The organism is Nonomuraea sp. NPDC049141 (genome assembly GCF_040648415.1).
Taxonomy (GTDB): Bacteria; Actinomycetota; Actinomycetes; order Streptosporangiales; family Streptosporangiaceae; genus Nonomuraea.
The window spans coordinates 1-13995 of sequence record NZ_JBEZDR010000033.1 but is presented as its reverse complement, the minus strand read 5'-3'; the positions used below and the strand labels follow the sequence as shown (position 1 = coordinate 13995).

At 67.6% G+C, this 13995-nt stretch carries 14 protein-coding genes and 1 tRNA gene; 13 read left to right on the top strand and 2 right to left on the bottom strand.

Annotated elements, in window-relative coordinates; all coding sequences use genetic code 11:
- Nucleotides 1-17: 17 nt before the first annotated feature.
- Nucleotides 18-1226 carry a pyridoxal phosphate-dependent aminotransferase gene (locus tag AB0B91_RS58130; protein ID WP_358340634.1) on the bottom strand — a complete coding sequence of 403 codons (1209 nt, stop codon included), beginning with the start codon at nt 1224-1226 and terminating at the stop codon, nt 18-20.
- A gap of 159 nt (nt 1227-1385) precedes the next feature.
- Here AB0B91_RS58130 and AB0B91_RS58125 point away from each other — a divergent pair.
- The 9 genes from AB0B91_RS58125 to AB0B91_RS58085 all read left to right on the top strand — a co-directional run bounded on the left by AB0B91_RS58125 (nt 1386) and on the right by AB0B91_RS58085 (nt 9543).
- Nucleotides 1386-1458: transfer RNA gene (locus AB0B91_RS58125), tRNA-Trp, on the top strand.
- A gap of 73 nt (nt 1459-1531) precedes the next feature.
- On the top strand, nt 1532-1777 hold the full coding sequence (secE, locus tag AB0B91_RS58120) for a preprotein translocase subunit SecE (RefSeq protein ID WP_214643290.1): 246 nt from the start codon (nt 1532-1534) through the stop codon (nt 1775-1777).
- Between the two features lie 65 nt (nt 1778-1842).
- Nucleotides 1843-2625: a transcription termination/antitermination protein NusG gene (gene nusG, locus AB0B91_RS58115; RefSeq protein WP_358340632.1), complete on the top strand. Its 783-nt coding sequence runs from the start codon at nt 1843-1845 to the stop codon at nt 2623-2625.
- A 116-nt stretch (nt 2626-2741) separates the two neighbouring features.
- On the top strand, nt 2742-3173 hold the full coding sequence (rplK, locus tag AB0B91_RS58110; protein ID WP_358340630.1) for a 50S ribosomal protein L11: 432 nt from the start codon (nt 2742-2744) through the stop codon (nt 3171-3173).
- A gap of 134 nt (nt 3174-3307) precedes the next feature.
- Nucleotides 3308-4027 carry a 50S ribosomal protein L1 gene (rplA, locus tag AB0B91_RS58105; protein WP_358340628.1) on the top strand — a complete coding sequence of 240 codons (720 nt, stop codon included), beginning with the start codon at nt 3308-3310 and terminating at the stop codon, nt 4025-4027.
- Between the two features lie 818 nt (nt 4028-4845).
- Nucleotides 4846-5673: an LppX_LprAFG lipoprotein gene (locus AB0B91_RS58100; RefSeq protein ID WP_358340626.1), complete on the top strand. Its 828-nt coding sequence runs from the start codon at nt 4846-4848 to the stop codon at nt 5671-5673.
- Nucleotides 5674-5964: 291 nt separating this feature from the next.
- Nucleotides 5965-6489, top strand: coding sequence for a 50S ribosomal protein L10 (rplJ, locus tag AB0B91_RS58095; protein WP_358340625.1), 525 nt, complete (start codon nt 5965-5967; stop codon nt 6487-6489).
- Nucleotides 6490-6558: 69 nt separating this feature from the next.
- Nucleotides 6559-6948: a 50S ribosomal protein L7/L12 gene (gene rplL / locus AB0B91_RS58090; protein WP_225293990.1), complete on the top strand. Its 390-nt coding sequence runs from the start codon at nt 6559-6561 to the stop codon at nt 6946-6948.
- A gap of 201 nt (nt 6949-7149) precedes the next feature.
- Entirely contained in the window at nt 7150-9543 is a 2394-nt protein-coding gene (locus AB0B91_RS58085; RefSeq protein ID WP_358340623.1) for a glycosyltransferase family 39 protein, read from the top strand.
- A 404-nt stretch (nt 9544-9947) separates the two neighbouring features.
- Here AB0B91_RS58085 and AB0B91_RS58080 read toward each other — a convergent pair whose 3' ends face one another.
- Complete coding sequence (locus AB0B91_RS58080) at nt 9948-10334, bottom strand: nuclear transport factor 2 family protein (protein WP_219534849.1); 387 nt, start codon at nt 10332-10334, stop codon at nt 9948-9950.
- Nucleotides 10335-10437: 103 nt separating this feature from the next.
- Between AB0B91_RS58080 and AB0B91_RS58075 the strand changes: the two genes are divergently transcribed.
- The 4 genes from AB0B91_RS58075 to AB0B91_RS58060 all read left to right on the top strand — a co-directional run bounded on the left by AB0B91_RS58075 (nt 10438) and on the right by AB0B91_RS58060 (nt 13478).
- Nucleotides 10438-10992, top strand: a complete 555-nt coding sequence (locus AB0B91_RS58075) for a TetR family transcriptional regulator (protein WP_358340620.1) — start codon at nt 10438-10440, stop codon at nt 10990-10992.
- Nucleotides 10993-11133: 141 nt separating this feature from the next.
- A complete protein-coding gene (locus AB0B91_RS58070) occupies nt 11134-12135 on the top strand; it encodes an ABC transporter ATP-binding protein (protein ID WP_358340618.1) in 1002 nt (333 codons plus the stop codon).
- Between the two features lie 351 nt (nt 12136-12486).
- Nucleotides 12487-12987, top strand: coding sequence for a hypothetical protein (locus AB0B91_RS58065; protein ID WP_358340616.1), 501 nt, complete (start codon nt 12487-12489; stop codon nt 12985-12987).
- Nucleotides 12984-13478 carry a hypothetical protein gene (locus AB0B91_RS58060; RefSeq protein ID WP_358340614.1) on the top strand — a complete coding sequence of 165 codons (495 nt, stop codon included), beginning with the start codon at nt 12984-12986 and terminating at the stop codon, nt 13476-13478. The genes AB0B91_RS58065 and AB0B91_RS58060 overlap by 4 nt, the downstream gene beginning before the upstream one ends.
- Nucleotides 13479-13995 lie beyond the last annotated feature (517 nt).

Sequence of the window (13995 nt, the reverse complement as noted above, 5' to 3'; positions counted from 1 at the left end):
TCCGATGAGCGGTCCGGTCAGTGGGCTTCGGCGAGGAGCTTGGCCAGGCGGCTGACGCCCTCCGCCAGGTCGTCGTCCCCCAGGGCGTACGAAAGTCGGAAATATCCGGGCGTGCCGAACGCCTCGCCCGGAACCACCGCCACCTCCGCCTCCTCCAGGATCAGCTCGGCCAGCTCGGCCGACGACTGCGGCCGACGGCCGCGCAGCTCCTTGCCGATCAGCTCCTTGACCGAGGGGTACACGTAGAACGCCCCCTTCGGCTCCGGGCAGAGCACGCCCGGGATCTCGTTGAGCATCCGGACCATCGTCCGGCGGCGGCGGTCGAAGGCCTCACGCATCTCCGCCACGGCCGACAGGTCGCCGGAGACGGCGGCCAGAGCGGCCATCTGGGACACGTTCGAGACGTTGGACGTGGCGTGCGACTGGAGGTTCGTCGCGGCCTTGACCACGTCGGACGGGCCGATCAGCCAGCCCACCCGCCAGCCCGTCATGGCGTACGTCTTGGCCACGCCGTTGAGGATGACGACCCGGTCGCCCAGCTCGGGGACGGCCGTGGCGATGCTGGTGAACTCCGTTCCGTCGTACACGAGATGCTCGTAGATCTCGTCGGTGACGACCCAGAGGCCGTTGGCGGCGGCCCAGCGGCCGATCGCCTCCGTCTGCTCGCGTGAGTAGACGGCGCCCGTCGGGTTGGACGGCGAGACGAACAGCAGGACCTTGGTGCGCTCGGTGCGGGCCGCTTCGAGCTGTTCGACACTCGCGAGGTAGCCGGTCGTCTCGTCCGTGACGACGTCGACCTGGACGCCGCCGGCCAGCTTGATCGCCTCGGGGTAGGTCGTCCAGTAGGGAGCGACCACCAGGACCTCGTCGCCCGGGTCGAGCAGTGTGGCGAACGCCTGGTAGACGGCCTGCTTGCCGCCGTTCGTGACCAGGACCTGCGACGCTTCGACCTGGTAGCCCGAGTCGCGCAGCGTCTTGGCGGCGATCGCCTTCTTGAGCTCGGGCAGGCCGCCGGCCGGGGTGTACTTGTGGAAGCGGGGGTCGTGCGCCGCGGCGACCGCCGCCTCGACGATGTAGTCCGGCGTCGGGAAGTCGGGCTCACCGGCGCCGAAGCCGATGACCGGGCGGCCGGCCGCCTTCATCGCCTTCGCCTTGGCGTCCACGGCGAGCGTGGCGGATTCGGAAATCGCGGAAATTCGGGTGGAGATTCGAGGTCGGGTGGACATGGGTCCATGCTGTCATGAGCCCCGTGACCTGGGCGATCGACTTTTGGTTCGACGTAGTGGGCATAACCCCGATACACTTTCGCCTGGTCGTGCCGCCGCATGTCGACGTGCGGTTCGGTCCAGGCAGTGAGCTGATCAGGGTAGTGTGGTTGGCGACATAGGGCACTGGCGCAATTGGTAGCGCACCGGTCTCCAAAACCGGCGGTTGGGGGTTCGAGTCCCTCGTGCCCTGCGAGTGCGGTCCGCGCAATGGCGTGTAAGCGCGCCGCAAACTGCGTTGGATACGACAGATTCAGGTGAGGACTGTGGCGATCGACACGCGCGGCGAGACCGCAGGCAAGCCTAGTGGCGAGAAGAAGACGCGCACCTCGCCGGCTCTTTTCTACCGGCAGGTAGTCACCGAGCTGCGTAAGGTCATCTGGCCGACACGCAAGGATCTCATCACTTACACCACGGTCGTTCTGGTATTCGTTCTGATCATGGTTGGGATCGTGTACGGGCTCGACGCCGCGCTCGGCTGGGCCGTCCTCCGCGTCTTCGGCGGATCCTGATCCGGACACCGCCGGTTTCGGCCGACGGGGTCGCCATTCGATTCGACGAAAGAGGAAAAGTCACCGTGTCCGAGTCTTCAGTGCCGGCAGACGAGTCCCGCGAGGAGTGGGACACCGAGCCGGAAGAGGCCGCCGAGGCCGCTGAGGAGACCGTCGACGAGTTCGACGCCGACGTCGCGGACAGCGACGAGAGCGACGATGACGAGGTCGCCGACGAGGCTCCCGCCGTCGACGAAGACGGTGACATCCTGCCTGACGTCGACCCGGTCGAAGAGTTCAAGCGCTCACTCCGTGGTCAGCTCGGCGAGTGGTACGTGATCCACTCCTACGCCGGCTACGAGAACCGGGTGAAGTCCAACATCGAGAGCCGCAACGTGTCTCTCAACATGGAGGACTACATCTTCCAGGTCGAGGTGCCGACGCACACCGTCCAGGAGTTCAAGAGCGGCAAGAAGGTGCCGGTCAAGGAGCGGGTGCTGCCCGGCTACGTGCTGGTGCGCATGGAGCTGACCGACGAGTCCTGGGCCGCCGTGCGCAACACGCCCGGTGTGACCGGCTTCGTGGGCCTGTCCAACAAGCCGAGCCCGCTCAACCTCGACGAGGTCGCCAAGCTGCTGGCGCCCGAGCCGACCGAGGAGAGCAAGAAGTCCTCGGCCAAGACCAGCACAGGACCGACCGTCGAGTTCGAGATCGGCGAGTCCGTCACGGTCATGGACGGCCCGTTCGCCACCCTGCCCGCCTCGGTCAGCGAGATCAGCCCCGAGTCGCAGAAGCTCAAGGTGCTCGTCTCGATCTTCGGTCGTGAGACTCCGGTCGAGCTGTCGTTCAACCAGGTCTCGAAGATCTAAGACGATCACGTAAGCTGATATGTCGTCCCCACACGCGTGGACGGTGACCCCTGTGTTCTGGGGTCCGCACGCCCGTGGGGGTTTGCAACACCATTCTCAGGACCCGGAGAAGGATCATGCCTCCAAAGAAGAAAATCGCGGCGCTGGTAAAGGTGCAGCTGCCCGCTGGCCAGGCCACGCCCGCGCCGCCGGTCGGTACCGCCCTCGGCCCGCACGGCGTCAACATCATGGACTTCGTCAAGCAGTACAACGCTGCCACGGAGTCCCAGCGGGGCAACATCATCCCCGTTGAGATCACGATCTTCGAAGACCGCAGCTTCACCTTCATCACGAAGACGCCCCCGGCGCCCGAGCTGATCAAGAAGGCTCTGGGTCTCGACAAGGGCAGCCCGACCCCGCACAAGGAGAAGGTCGGCAAGCTCAGCCGCGAGCAGCTCCGCAGCATCGCCGAGACCAAGATGCCGGACCTCAACGCCAACGACATCGCCGCGGCCGAGAAGATCATCGCCGGCACCGCCCGGTCGATGGGCATCACCGTCGCCGACTAAGACCTTCCCGATCCGCGGGAGGGCCAGCACCTTGGCCCACACCGCGATCCGTGGGAGAGCCGGTTTCCGGCTCCAACCCGCACCCGATCAGTGGGAGGGCCGTACACCGGCCCGCACACCACAAGGAGACAGACATGAAGCGCAGCAAGGCGCACAAGGACGCGTCGGCCAAGGTCGACCACGACAAGCTCTACGCCCCCGTCGAGGCCGCGAAGCTGGCCAAGGAGACGTCCACCACCAAGTTCGACGCCACCGTCGAAGTGGCGCTGCGACTGGGCGTCGACCCTCGCAAGGCCGACCAGATCGTGCGCGGCACGGTCAACCTCCCGCACGGCACCGGCAAGACCGCCCGGGTCCTGGTCTTCGCCACCGGTGACCGTGCCGAGGCGGCCCGCGAGGCGGGCGCCGACATCATCGGCGCCGACGAGCTCATCGACGAGATCGCCAAGGGCAACCGGCTCAACGAGTTCGACGCCGTTGTGGCCACCCCTGACCTCATGGGCAAGGTCGGCCGTCTGGGCCGTGTCCTCGGCCCGCGTGGCCTCATGCCCAACCCCAAGACCGGCACCGTGACGCCCGACGTGGCCAAGGCTGTGACCGAGATCAAGGGCGGCAAGATCGAGTTCCGTACGGACCGGCAGGCCAACCTGCACTTCATCATCGGCAAGACGTCGTTCAACGAGCGCCAGCTCATCGAGAACTACGCCGCCGCCCTTGACGAGGTGCTCCGGCTCAAGCCGTCGGCTGCCAAGGGTCGTTACCTGAAGAAGGTCACCTTCTCCACGACCATGGGCCCCGGCGTCCCCGTCGACCCCAACCTCACGCGCGGCCTGACCGCCGACCTGGACGCGTAGCGAACCCCGACCGCCAGAAGCCCCGCTTCCGGCGCTCATCGCACCACCTGGCCCTCGCCGACTTCGGCGGGGGCTTGTTGCGTTCCCGGGCTCGCTTCGGACGGTTGGCGGCCACAAGCGCCCGCTGTTCGTCGCGTCCTCCGCTGCGGCGCGTTGCCCATGGGGGCGTCCGCTGCGCGCAGAGTCGTGCGGCCGGTAGGTAGCGCCGCCCTCATGGGAGCCTCCGCGCGTGCGGACATTGTGCGCCCCGCGGATGTCGTCGGATGCGGCGCGCTCCTACGAGTAGCCTCCGCCGTGGCGTGCGCTCGTTCGGTCGCCGCGCTACCGTCGACATCCGCAGGAGCCTCGCGGGCGGTCTCCGTCGCGGTGCTTCCCTGTCTTTCGCTGTCGCGTGTTGCCTCCACTGAGGCGTGACTCCTTGGGAGCTCTTCGGTGGCGTGCGTTTCGCGTGGATGGCGCCCATGGGCGCGCCCGCGTCGGTCATGCGGCCCACCGGTGTTGGCGCGCCTCACGGGGGCCTCGTGGGGCCTCTGTCGCGGTGCTTTCGTGGGCGGTCTTTTCGATGTTGCGGCCTGCCTCCGTTGCGGCGTGTGCCTTCTGGTGAGCGCGATCCGGTACGGCTGGCAGGGGAAACCGGGGGATGAGTACCGCATGCGGTGACGTACCGGAAAGAAAGATCAGAGCACCGCGCAAAGACAGACGCCGAGGCAGAGAGCATGTTGATCCGAGAGGGAAAGCGGGTCGGGGAAGACCCTGGGTTTTCCCTGAAAAGTCAGGGGAAGACGGCAAATCGGGTCACCGACACGTAGGGTCAAAACATGCTGAAGCGCAGAATTTCTCTCGCTACCGCCGCGGCCGGTGCCGCTCTGGTCGCGGTAACGGTTGCCGGTTGTGGAACGAACGCGCAGCCCATCCAGGTCAACCTGGCCGCGTCCGAAGTACTCACGCAGGCCGCGCAGAAGACCGCGGAGGTCACCAGCTACACCGTCGACGCCGTCGTCGACGTCAAACACCCCCAAGAGGGGAGCGGCAGGGTGCAGGGGCGGATGCTCTACCAGAGCAAGCCGCAGCTGGCCGTCGACCTCACACTCGACACCATCGACATGGGCGACAAGAGTCTGCCCGGCGGAGCGCGAGCCGTGCTCCAGGGCGACGCCGTCTACGTCAAGGTCGAGGCGCTCAAGCAGCTCGTCGGCGCGACGAAGCCGTGGATCAAGGTGCCGCTGACCGAGGTCGGCGGCCCCGGTGAGATCAAGACGTACCTCGACCAGATCCAGCAGTTCGACCTGGCGGCGGTCACCAAGATGGTGACGGCCTCCAAGGACGTCAAGGCGGCCGGCAACGAGACTGTCGGCGGCGTGGACACCACCCACTACAGCGGGACGTTCCCGGTGGACGCGGCGGTGCAGCAGTTGCCGGCTGACAAGCAGGAAGCCGCCCGCTCGAACCTGGCCGAGCTCAAGGACATCAAGTTCGACATCTGGGTCGGCAGCGATGGCCTGCCGCGCAAGGTCGCGCTGAACGGTGCCAAGGAAGGCGCCACGATGGACGCCACCCTGCTTTTCAAGGGGTTCAACGAGGCCGTCAACATCCAGACGCCGCCCGCCGACCAGATCGGTGAGCTGCCGAAGAACGTCTCCAACTAAGGACGATCGCTGAGCGGCGCCGCCTGAGTGCGGCGCCGAAAGCGTCGCCGACCGAGAGCGATTTGGAAACTCGGCGACCAGGACGTACTCTGGTCGTTGCCGAAGACCGCCGGTTGTCGTCAGGTTCTCAAGACCTGGTGACCGAAGGATCCACAGTCTGTGGACGGCCCGCGCAGGTGTGATACGAGTTTCCTACACGGTCTTTTCCGTGTGTGAGCCCCGTGTGCGCCCTGCGCCCGGGGCCGTTCTCATTTCTGGGCCTTCACCGGTGGCACATCTGGAAGGAGGCCCATGGCGAGGGCGGATAAGGCGACAGCAGTTGCCGAGCTCAGGAGCGAGTTCGAAGGCAGCGCTGCGGCCGTTCTGACCGAGTACCGCGGTCTCACCGTCGCGCAGCTCAAGCAGCTGCGTGTTTCTCTTGGTGAGAATGCGAAGTTCGCCGTGGCGAAGAACACCCTGACCAAGATCGCGGCCACGGAGGCCGGTTTCGCGGGTCTTGACGACCTGCTCGCCGGTCCGACCGCGATCGCCTTCGTCAACGGCGACGTTGTCGAGGCAGCCAAGGGTCTGCGTGACTTCGCCAAGGCCAATCCCCTTCTGGTGATCAAGGGCGGCGTCCTTGACGGCAAGAGGCTGGACGCTACAGAGATCACCAGGCTCGCCGACCTCGAGTCCCGCGAGGTTCTCCTCGCGAAGCTGGCCGGCGCCATCAAGGCGAAGCAGAGTTCTGCCGCCGCGATGTTCGCCGCGCTGCCCACCAACATGGCCCAGCTGGCCGACGCCCTTCGCGCCAAGCGCGAAGAGGCGGGCGAGTAGTACGGGGATTGCCGCAAATCCCGCGGTCCCGTTCCTAGTTATCGCAAGATCCATACGGAGGAAACCATCATGGCGAAGCTCAGCACCGACGAGCTGCTCGACGCGTTCAAGGAGATGACCCTCCTCGAGCTTTCCGAGTTCGTGAAGCAGTTCGAGGAAGTGTTCGACGTCAAGGCTGCCGCCCCCGTCGCGGTTGCCGCCGCCCCCGCCGCCGGTGGTGGCGAGGCCGCCGCCGTTGAGGAGCAGGACGAGTTCGACGTCATCCTCGAGGCTGCCGGCGACAAGAAGATCCAGGTCATCAAGGAGATCCGCGCCCTGACGTCCCTGGGCCTCAAGGAGGCCAAGGACCTGGTCGACGGTGCTCCCAAGAACGTCTTCGACGGCAAGGTCAACAAGGAGCAGGCGGAGAAGGCCAAGGCTGCCCTTGAGGGCGCCGGCGCCAGCGTCACCGTCAAGTAACACTTTCGAGGCATATCACTCGAAGAGCATTACCGAATCGCCCGCTGTGGCGTTTCACCCCCAGAAGGGGCGGCTGCACCCAGGTGCCGGGTGCGCCGCCTCTTTTGTGTTTTCTGCCTGGCCGGCGCCTGGCGTACAGAGCTCACGAGATTCTCATGGTCGTCTCATCGCAGGGCGAGAGGCCGTGTTTAGCGTTCGAGTGTGTTCAAGGATGTGCGTGTCAGAGATCGATGGGCGTTGGCCGGGCTGCTCGCCGCCACCGCGGTGCTCTACGTATGGGGGCTCAACGCCTCCGGATGGGCGAACTCGTTCTACTCGGCTGCCGTACAAGCGGGCAGCCAGAGCTGGAAGGCGTTCTTCTTCGGGTCGTCCGACGCGGCCAATGCCATCACCGTGGACAAGACGCCGGCCTCGCTGTGGCCGATGGAGCTCAGCGCCAGGATCTTCGGGCTGAACTCCTGGAGCATCCTCGTGCCCCAGGCGCTCATGGGCGTGGCGACCGTGGGCATGGTCTATGCCGCCGTACGCCGCCGGTTCCCCGCGTGGGCCGCGTTGCTCGGCGGGGCGGTCATGGCGGTCACGCCGGTGGCGGTGCTGATGTTCCGCTTCAACAATCCGGATGCGCTGCTGGTGCTGCTGCTGACCGTCGCGGGTTACTGCGTCGTGCGGGCACAGGAGAAGGCGGGCACGCGGTGGCTGGTGCTGGCGGGGGCGTGCATCGGGTTCGCGTTCCTGGCCAAGATGCTGCAGGCGTTCGTGGTACTGCCGGGGTTCGCGCTGGTCTACCTGATCACGGCTCCGACCACGCTGGGGCGGCGGCTCTGGCAGCTCGTGCTCGCGGGTGCGGCCATGCTGGTGTCGGCCGGGTGGTGGCTGGTGGCTGTGGCGCTGGTGCCCGCCGCCGACCGGCCGTACATCGGCGGCTCCCAGACGAACAGCGTGCTGGAGCTCGCGCTCGGTTACAACGGGATCGGGCGGCTGAACGGCGGCGACTACGGAGGGCTCGGCAACCTCAACCAGGAGGCCGGCTGGTTGCGGATGTTCGACACCGAGGCGGGCGGCCAGATCTCCTGGCTGCTGCCGGCAGCGCTGGTGCTCCTCGTGGCCGCGATCTGGCTGACGCGGTCGGCGCCGCGGACTGATCCCGTACGGGCGCAGGTCGGTGTGTGGGGGAGCTGGCTGGTGGTGACCGGGCTGATCTTCAGCCTGATGCAGGGCATCTTCCACGCGTACTACACGGTGGCGCTGGCTCCGGCGATCGCGGTGCTGGTGGGTTCCGGGGTGGCGCTGCTCTGGGAGCGCCGGGAGAACCGGGTGCTCGCGCTTACGGCGGCTGTTACGGCTGGGTGGGCGTACGTTCTGCTGACGCGTAGTTCGGAGTGGAATTCCTGGCTGGGGCCGATCGTGCTCGTCGCCGGGTTGGCGGCGGCGGTGGGGCTCCTGGTCGTCGGGCGTGATCAGGAGGTCGAGACGGGTCCGGCTGGGGTGCCGTCTGAGGGATTGGCGGGCATGCCGTCCGAAGGATCGGCGGGCGGTTCGTCCGTGGAATTGACGGGCGCGTCGTCTGCGGGGACCGCTGCGGTGTCGGCTGAGGGGCCTGAACGGGTGCTGTCCGCGGGACCTGTGGGGGAGCCGTCGGCGGGAACCGCCTGGGTGCTGTCTGCCGGACCTGCGGGAGCGCCAACCTCGGGAGGGTCATCAGAGAGGCCTGCCGAGGTGCTGTCTCGGGGTCCGGTGGGGGTGCCGTCCGAGAGGCCTGCCGAGGTGCTGTCTCGAGGATCTGTAGGAACGTCGTCCGGGAGGCCTGGAGGGGTGCGGTCCGGGGGACGTGGTTGGTGGTCGCGGCGGTTGTCGGGGATTGTCGCCGGTGTGGCGGTCGTGGTGTGCCTGGCCGGGCCGGCCGCGTACGCGGTGGACACCGCCGCGTCCGCGCACACCGGCGCGATCCCCACGGCGGGTCCCTCGACGGGGGGTTTCGGCGGACCTGGAGGGTTTCGCGGAGGTCGCGGGCCCGCGGCTATGGGACCGGGCGGGTTCGGCGGGGGCGGCCAGCCAGGCGCCGCCGGTAGGGGCGGTCAGCAGGGCGTTACCGGTCAGCCGGGTGGTACCGGTCAGCCGGACGGCACCGGCGGCAATGCGAGGTCTGACGGTATGGGCGGCGGTGGTTTCGCTCGCGGCGGCCGGGGAGGTGGGATGGGCGGGCTGCTCCAGTCCGCCACCCCCAGCGCCGAGCTGACCGCCCTCCTGAAGAGCAACGCCTCCGCCTACACCTGGGTCGCCGCGGCCGTCGGCTCGAACAACGCCGCCGGATACCAGTTGGCCACGGGTCAGCCGGTGATGGCAGTGGGCGGCTTCAACGGGACCGACCCGGCGCCGACACTCGCCCAGTTCAAGCAGTACGTGGCCGAGGGGAAGATCCACTACTTCATCGGTGGTGGCATGGGTGGTGGCATGGGCGGTATGCGCGGCGGGACCGGCACGAGTGGCACGGGCGGTAGCGGCGACGCGAACGAGATCGCGGCGTGGGTGCAGGAGACGTTCACCGCCAGCACCGTCGGCAACGCCACGATCTACGACCTCACCGCCACCAAGTGACCGACCACAGCGGCCCACAGGCCCTGCCCTAACGCCGGGGCCGCCCGGCTCCTCCCGGGCCGGTCCCCCGGGCCGGTCCCCCGGGTCGGCCCCGCTCGCTTCGAGTCGGCCCCGGCAGGTTCGGCCCCCCAGGTCCGGGTCAGCCGCTCGCCCCGGGTCGGCCCCCAGAGTCGGTCTGCTCGTTCCGGGTTGCCCCCGGGTCCGGGTCGGCCCCCGGCAGGGTCGGCCCCCTCGGCCGCTCGCCCCAAACCGGCCCGCAGAGTCGGTCCGCTCACTCCGGGTCGGCCCACCGAGGGGCCCACACGTGCCGTCCGCGCGGCCAGGCGCACGTGCCGGTGGCCCGGCCGCTTTGTACGTGCGGGCGGCGCTTCTGCCAGGTCGGTGAACGTCAGCCGGTCACCGCGCTAGGCGGCGCGGACGCGGGCGATGGCGCTGGTGTCCATATAGTCACGCGTGTGGACGATCAGTCCGTCCCTGACCCGCAGGATCAGCAGACCCGGCACCGTCAGCTCTTGATCGGCCACCGTGACCACCGTCTCGTGCTCCGCCACGACCACCTCCGGGTCCGTGGTCTGGCGGATGGCCACGTCGCGGATCTCCTTCACCAGAGCCTCCATGGCGCCCCACATCATCGTGTACCCCGCCCGGACCCCCTCCCGGCCCTTGAACGGCGGCAGCCCGCCGAACGGGAACTCGTGCAGACCGTCCTCGGCATAGAGATCAGCCAGCTCGTCGGCCGATTTGTGCAGCATCGCGGCGTGATAGGCGGCGACGACACCAGCAACGGACATGGGAACCCCATTTCGCTCAACGGACGTTGACTCAACGAGCGTAGAGCGAAACGAGGCGAACGGTCAACGCCTGTAGAGTGAACGGCATGACGGAGTGGGTGGCGTGACCGAACGGGCGGAACGCCGCCGCAGGACCGAGCAGCGGATCCTGGAAGCGGCCAGGAAGCTCTTCGCCGACCTGGGGTTCGAACGGACCACGATCCGGGCGGTCGCCAAGGCGGCCGAGGTCGACCCCGCGCTCGTCATGCAGTACTTCGGCAGCAAGCAGGATCTGTTCAGCCAGGCCGTACGCGTGGCCCCGGCGCCCGTGGCCCCGGGCGACACCGATGAGCTGGTCGAACAGCTCCTCGGCAGCCTCGGCATGAAGATGGGGGAGCTGCCGCAGGGGTCCCTGGCCATGATGCGGTCGATGCTCACCCACCCCGAGGCGGCCGCGTCGGCGCGGGCCGTACTGAGCCGTCAGATTCAGCAGATCGGCGAGTCGATCCCTGGCGACGACGCGCGGATGCGGGCGGCGCTGATGACGACGATCATGCTGGGCGTGACCGTGGGCCATCAACTGCTCGAACTCGACGAGCTACGCGAAGTGCCTCAAGCAGACATCGCACGGGTCCTCCGCCCGGCCCTGAAAGCGATCGCCGGCCCTCAGGCCGAATAGAGGCTCGGGACCGCACCCTCCCGTTGCTGGACTCGGCGTCTCATAACCGACCAGTAACAAGTTATTAGAACTGGTTCCAATTCGCTCGCCCGCCGCTATAAAGTGTGCGCCACGTTACCCCCTGCGCATGGAAGGTGACCCATGGGCGTCGAAGTCGTGGTCGACGGGCTGACCAAATCGTTCGGCCGGCAGGTCATCTGGGAGGACGTCTCACTCACCCTGCCCGCGGGCGAGATCTCGGTGCTGCTCGGCCCGTCCGGCACCGGCAAGTCGGTCTTCCTGAAGACCCTGGTCGGGCTGCTCAGGCCGGACCGCGGGCACATCTGGATCGACGGCTACGACCTCGCCAACTGCAACGAGAACAAGCTCTACGAACTGCGCCGCCTGTTCGGCGTGCTGTTCCAGGACGGCGCCCTGTTCGGGTCGCTCAGCCTGTACGACAACATCGCCTTCCCGCTGCGCGAGCACACCAAGAAGAGCGAGTCGCAGATCCGCCAGATCGTGCTGGAGAAGATGGAGCTCGTCGGCCTGCTCGGCGCTGAGACCAAGCTGCCCGGCGAGATCTCCGGCGGCATGCGCAAGCGGGCCGGGCTGGCCAGGGCACTGGTGCTCGATCCCGAGATCATCCTGTTCGACGAGCCCGACTCGGGTCTCGACCCGGTACGGACCGCCTATCTCAACCAGCTCATCGTCGACCTGAACGCCGAGGTCGAGGCGACGTTCCTGATCGTCACGCATGACATCAACACCGCCCGTACGGTGCCCGACGACATCGGGCTGCTGTTCAGGCGGGAGCTGATCATGTTCGGGCCGCGCGAGATGCTGCTGTCGAGCGACGAGCCGGTGGTTCGGCAGTTCCTCAACGCCAGGAAACACGGGCCGATCGGCATGTCGGAGGAGAAGGACGTCTCCGAGTTGGAGGCCGAGGCGCAGCTGGGCCACGACCCCGGCTCGCTGCCGCCGATCCCGCCGCAGCTGATGCCGAGCGGCAACGGGCTCCGCCGTACGCAGCGGCCGCCCGGCACCTGGTTGGCGGCCAACGGGGTCATCCCGCCCCAAGGCTCCTTCGTGGACGATCGCGGGCGCAACTGGCTGGAAGAGTATCCCCGCCTGATCAACGCCCACCTCAACGGCGTCAGGTAGAGATCATGACATTTCCTGACGACGGCCGGTCTCGATGGCTGTCGCAGGCGGTCTGGACCGGCTCGTGACCCTCGCCGGACTCGCGGGGAATCCACTGGCCCTGCCGCCAGGCGGCCCGAGAAGGCGCTTTCCACGGCCTCGGTGATGGGAAAGGGCAGAATGCCGCGCTGTGCGCGCAACGGGCCTCAGGGGGCCGTCTGACGGCGTTTGTCAGGTGCTTGCCTCATCGAGGCCGGCCAGGACAACGCGCCCCGCCTCCGTGAGGGTCCTATGTCGCCTCTGTCGTTTCCCGGGCTGCGGGACGGATCGGCGGGTTATCATCCGCGCAACCAAGCCGGGAGGTGAGCAGACGTGGACGAACCCGCCGCCCGGCCACTCCGCGTCCTGACCGGCGTACTCGTTCTGCTGGTGGTGCTGCTCGGCGCCGCCGTGGTGTTCCTTCGCGGACAGGATCTGGCCGAGCAGGCCAGAGCGGACGACCGGCGGGCCGCGCTCGACGCGGCGGGCACGCACGCGATCAACCTGATCTCGCTCGACTACAAGACCGTCGACGCCGACGTGGGGCGCATCCTGGCCACCTCCACCGGCGTGGCCAAGGAGGAGTACACGGCCCACGCGGGCAAACTCAAGTCCACCACGCTGAAGAACAAGGTCGTCCAGCACGGCGTACTCCGCGCCACAGGGCTCGTGTCGATGACGGAGGAGACCGCGCGGGTGCTGGTCGTGGCCGACGTGGAGATCCGCTGGGACGGTTCCAAGACCCCCAAGCAGGAGCGGTTCTACCGGTGGTCGATGGACCTGGCCAAGGAGAAGGGAGTCTGGTTGGTGTCGAGGGCGGTGCAGGTGGTGTGAGGGCGGTCGTGATCGCGCTGCTGGTCCTGGTGCTCGGGCTCGGCGCGGTGTCAGGAGTGTTCTGGTACGACGCGCACTCCTTGCGCGTGGACGAGGAGGCCGGAAGAGAGGCCATGGCCGCGGCCCGTACGGTGGCGCCGGACCTGCTGTCGTACGACTACCGGACGGTCGAGCGGGATCTGGCCCGGGCGACCGGACACACGACCGGCGAGCTGGCCAAGCACTACAAGGAGCTGGCGGCCACCCTGGTCGCCAAGGCCAAGGCGGAGAAGACGGTGCAGACGGCGGCCGTCGCCGACGCGGGTGTGGAGCGGGCAGAAGGTGATCGAGTTGAGGTTCTGCTCTTCGTGAACACGGGTACGGTCAAGAAGATCCCCGGCAAGGCCGAACCACAGCAACAGGTCAGCCAGAACCGGGCCAGGCTCGTCATGATCCGGCAAGATTCGCGCTGGCTGGTGGCCGAGCTGTCGACCTTGATCGGTACGGCTTGAGTCACCGGGCGCGTCCCAATGTTCAATTGTTACCAAAAATAAGGTTTAGCGAACCCCAAGTACCGGGCATCAGAGTCACAGCAGCACCGGTTGTCGGCATGGGTTCGACCCTCGGTGTGACGGAGCGTTAACCGTCCCCGTTCGCGGGTATCGTCTTGGGCCTGACGGTAGGCGTCCGATCACGCAGGGGAGAAAACCCAGCGTCCGGCCCCTGGGTCGGCGGAAAGTCGCGCTTGCGGGCTTGACGTTTCCGCTCGAACGGGCGATGCTGCGACCAACGTGGAGCATGCAGCGAGAGTGAAGTGGACAGGCGTGTGCCGTTCGGCTACACTGCCCCTTTGCGCTGCCCTTTGACGACCCGCTCCGCTTGCTCACGTTGCGAGGTTGTCTGGCGTGCGTGTAGTCAGTCCGCCGCGAGCCCTCGGAAGGACATCTGTTGGCAGCCTCGCGCAACGCCTCCGCCGTACCCGCTGGTCCCCGTCGCGTCTCTTTTTCGCGCATCCAGGAGCCCCTCGAA

What these genes read in the sequence shown, in the direction of transcription:
- AB0B91_RS58070 (WP_358340618.1), top strand. Translation starts at nt 11,134, where the DNA reads ATGGGCGTCGAAGTCGTGGTCGACGGGCTGACCAAATCGTTCGGCCGG.
- AB0B91_RS58100 (WP_358340626.1), top strand. Translation starts at nt 4,846, where the DNA reads ATGCTGAAGCGCAGAATTTCTCTCGCTACCGCCGCGGCCGGTGCCGCT.
- AB0B91_RS58130 (WP_358340634.1), bottom strand. Translation starts at nt 1,226, where the DNA reads ATGTCCACCCGACCTCGAATCTCCACCCGAATTTCCGCGATTTCCGAA.
- AB0B91_RS58080 (WP_219534849.1), bottom strand. Translation starts at nt 10,334, where the DNA reads ATGTCCGTTGCTGGTGTCGTCGCCGCCTATCACGCCGCGATGCTGCAC.
- rplL (WP_225293990.1), top strand. Translation starts at nt 6,559, where the DNA reads ATGGCGAAGCTCAGCACCGACGAGCTGCTCGACGCGTTCAAGGAGATG.
- rplA (WP_358340628.1), top strand. Translation starts at nt 3,308, where the DNA reads ATGAAGCGCAGCAAGGCGCACAAGGACGCGTCGGCCAAGGTCGACCAC.
- rplJ (WP_358340625.1), top strand. Translation starts at nt 5,965, where the DNA reads ATGGCGAGGGCGGATAAGGCGACAGCAGTTGCCGAGCTCAGGAGCGAG.
- rplK (WP_358340630.1), top strand. Translation starts at nt 2,742, where the DNA reads ATGCCTCCAAAGAAGAAAATCGCGGCGCTGGTAAAGGTGCAGCTGCCC.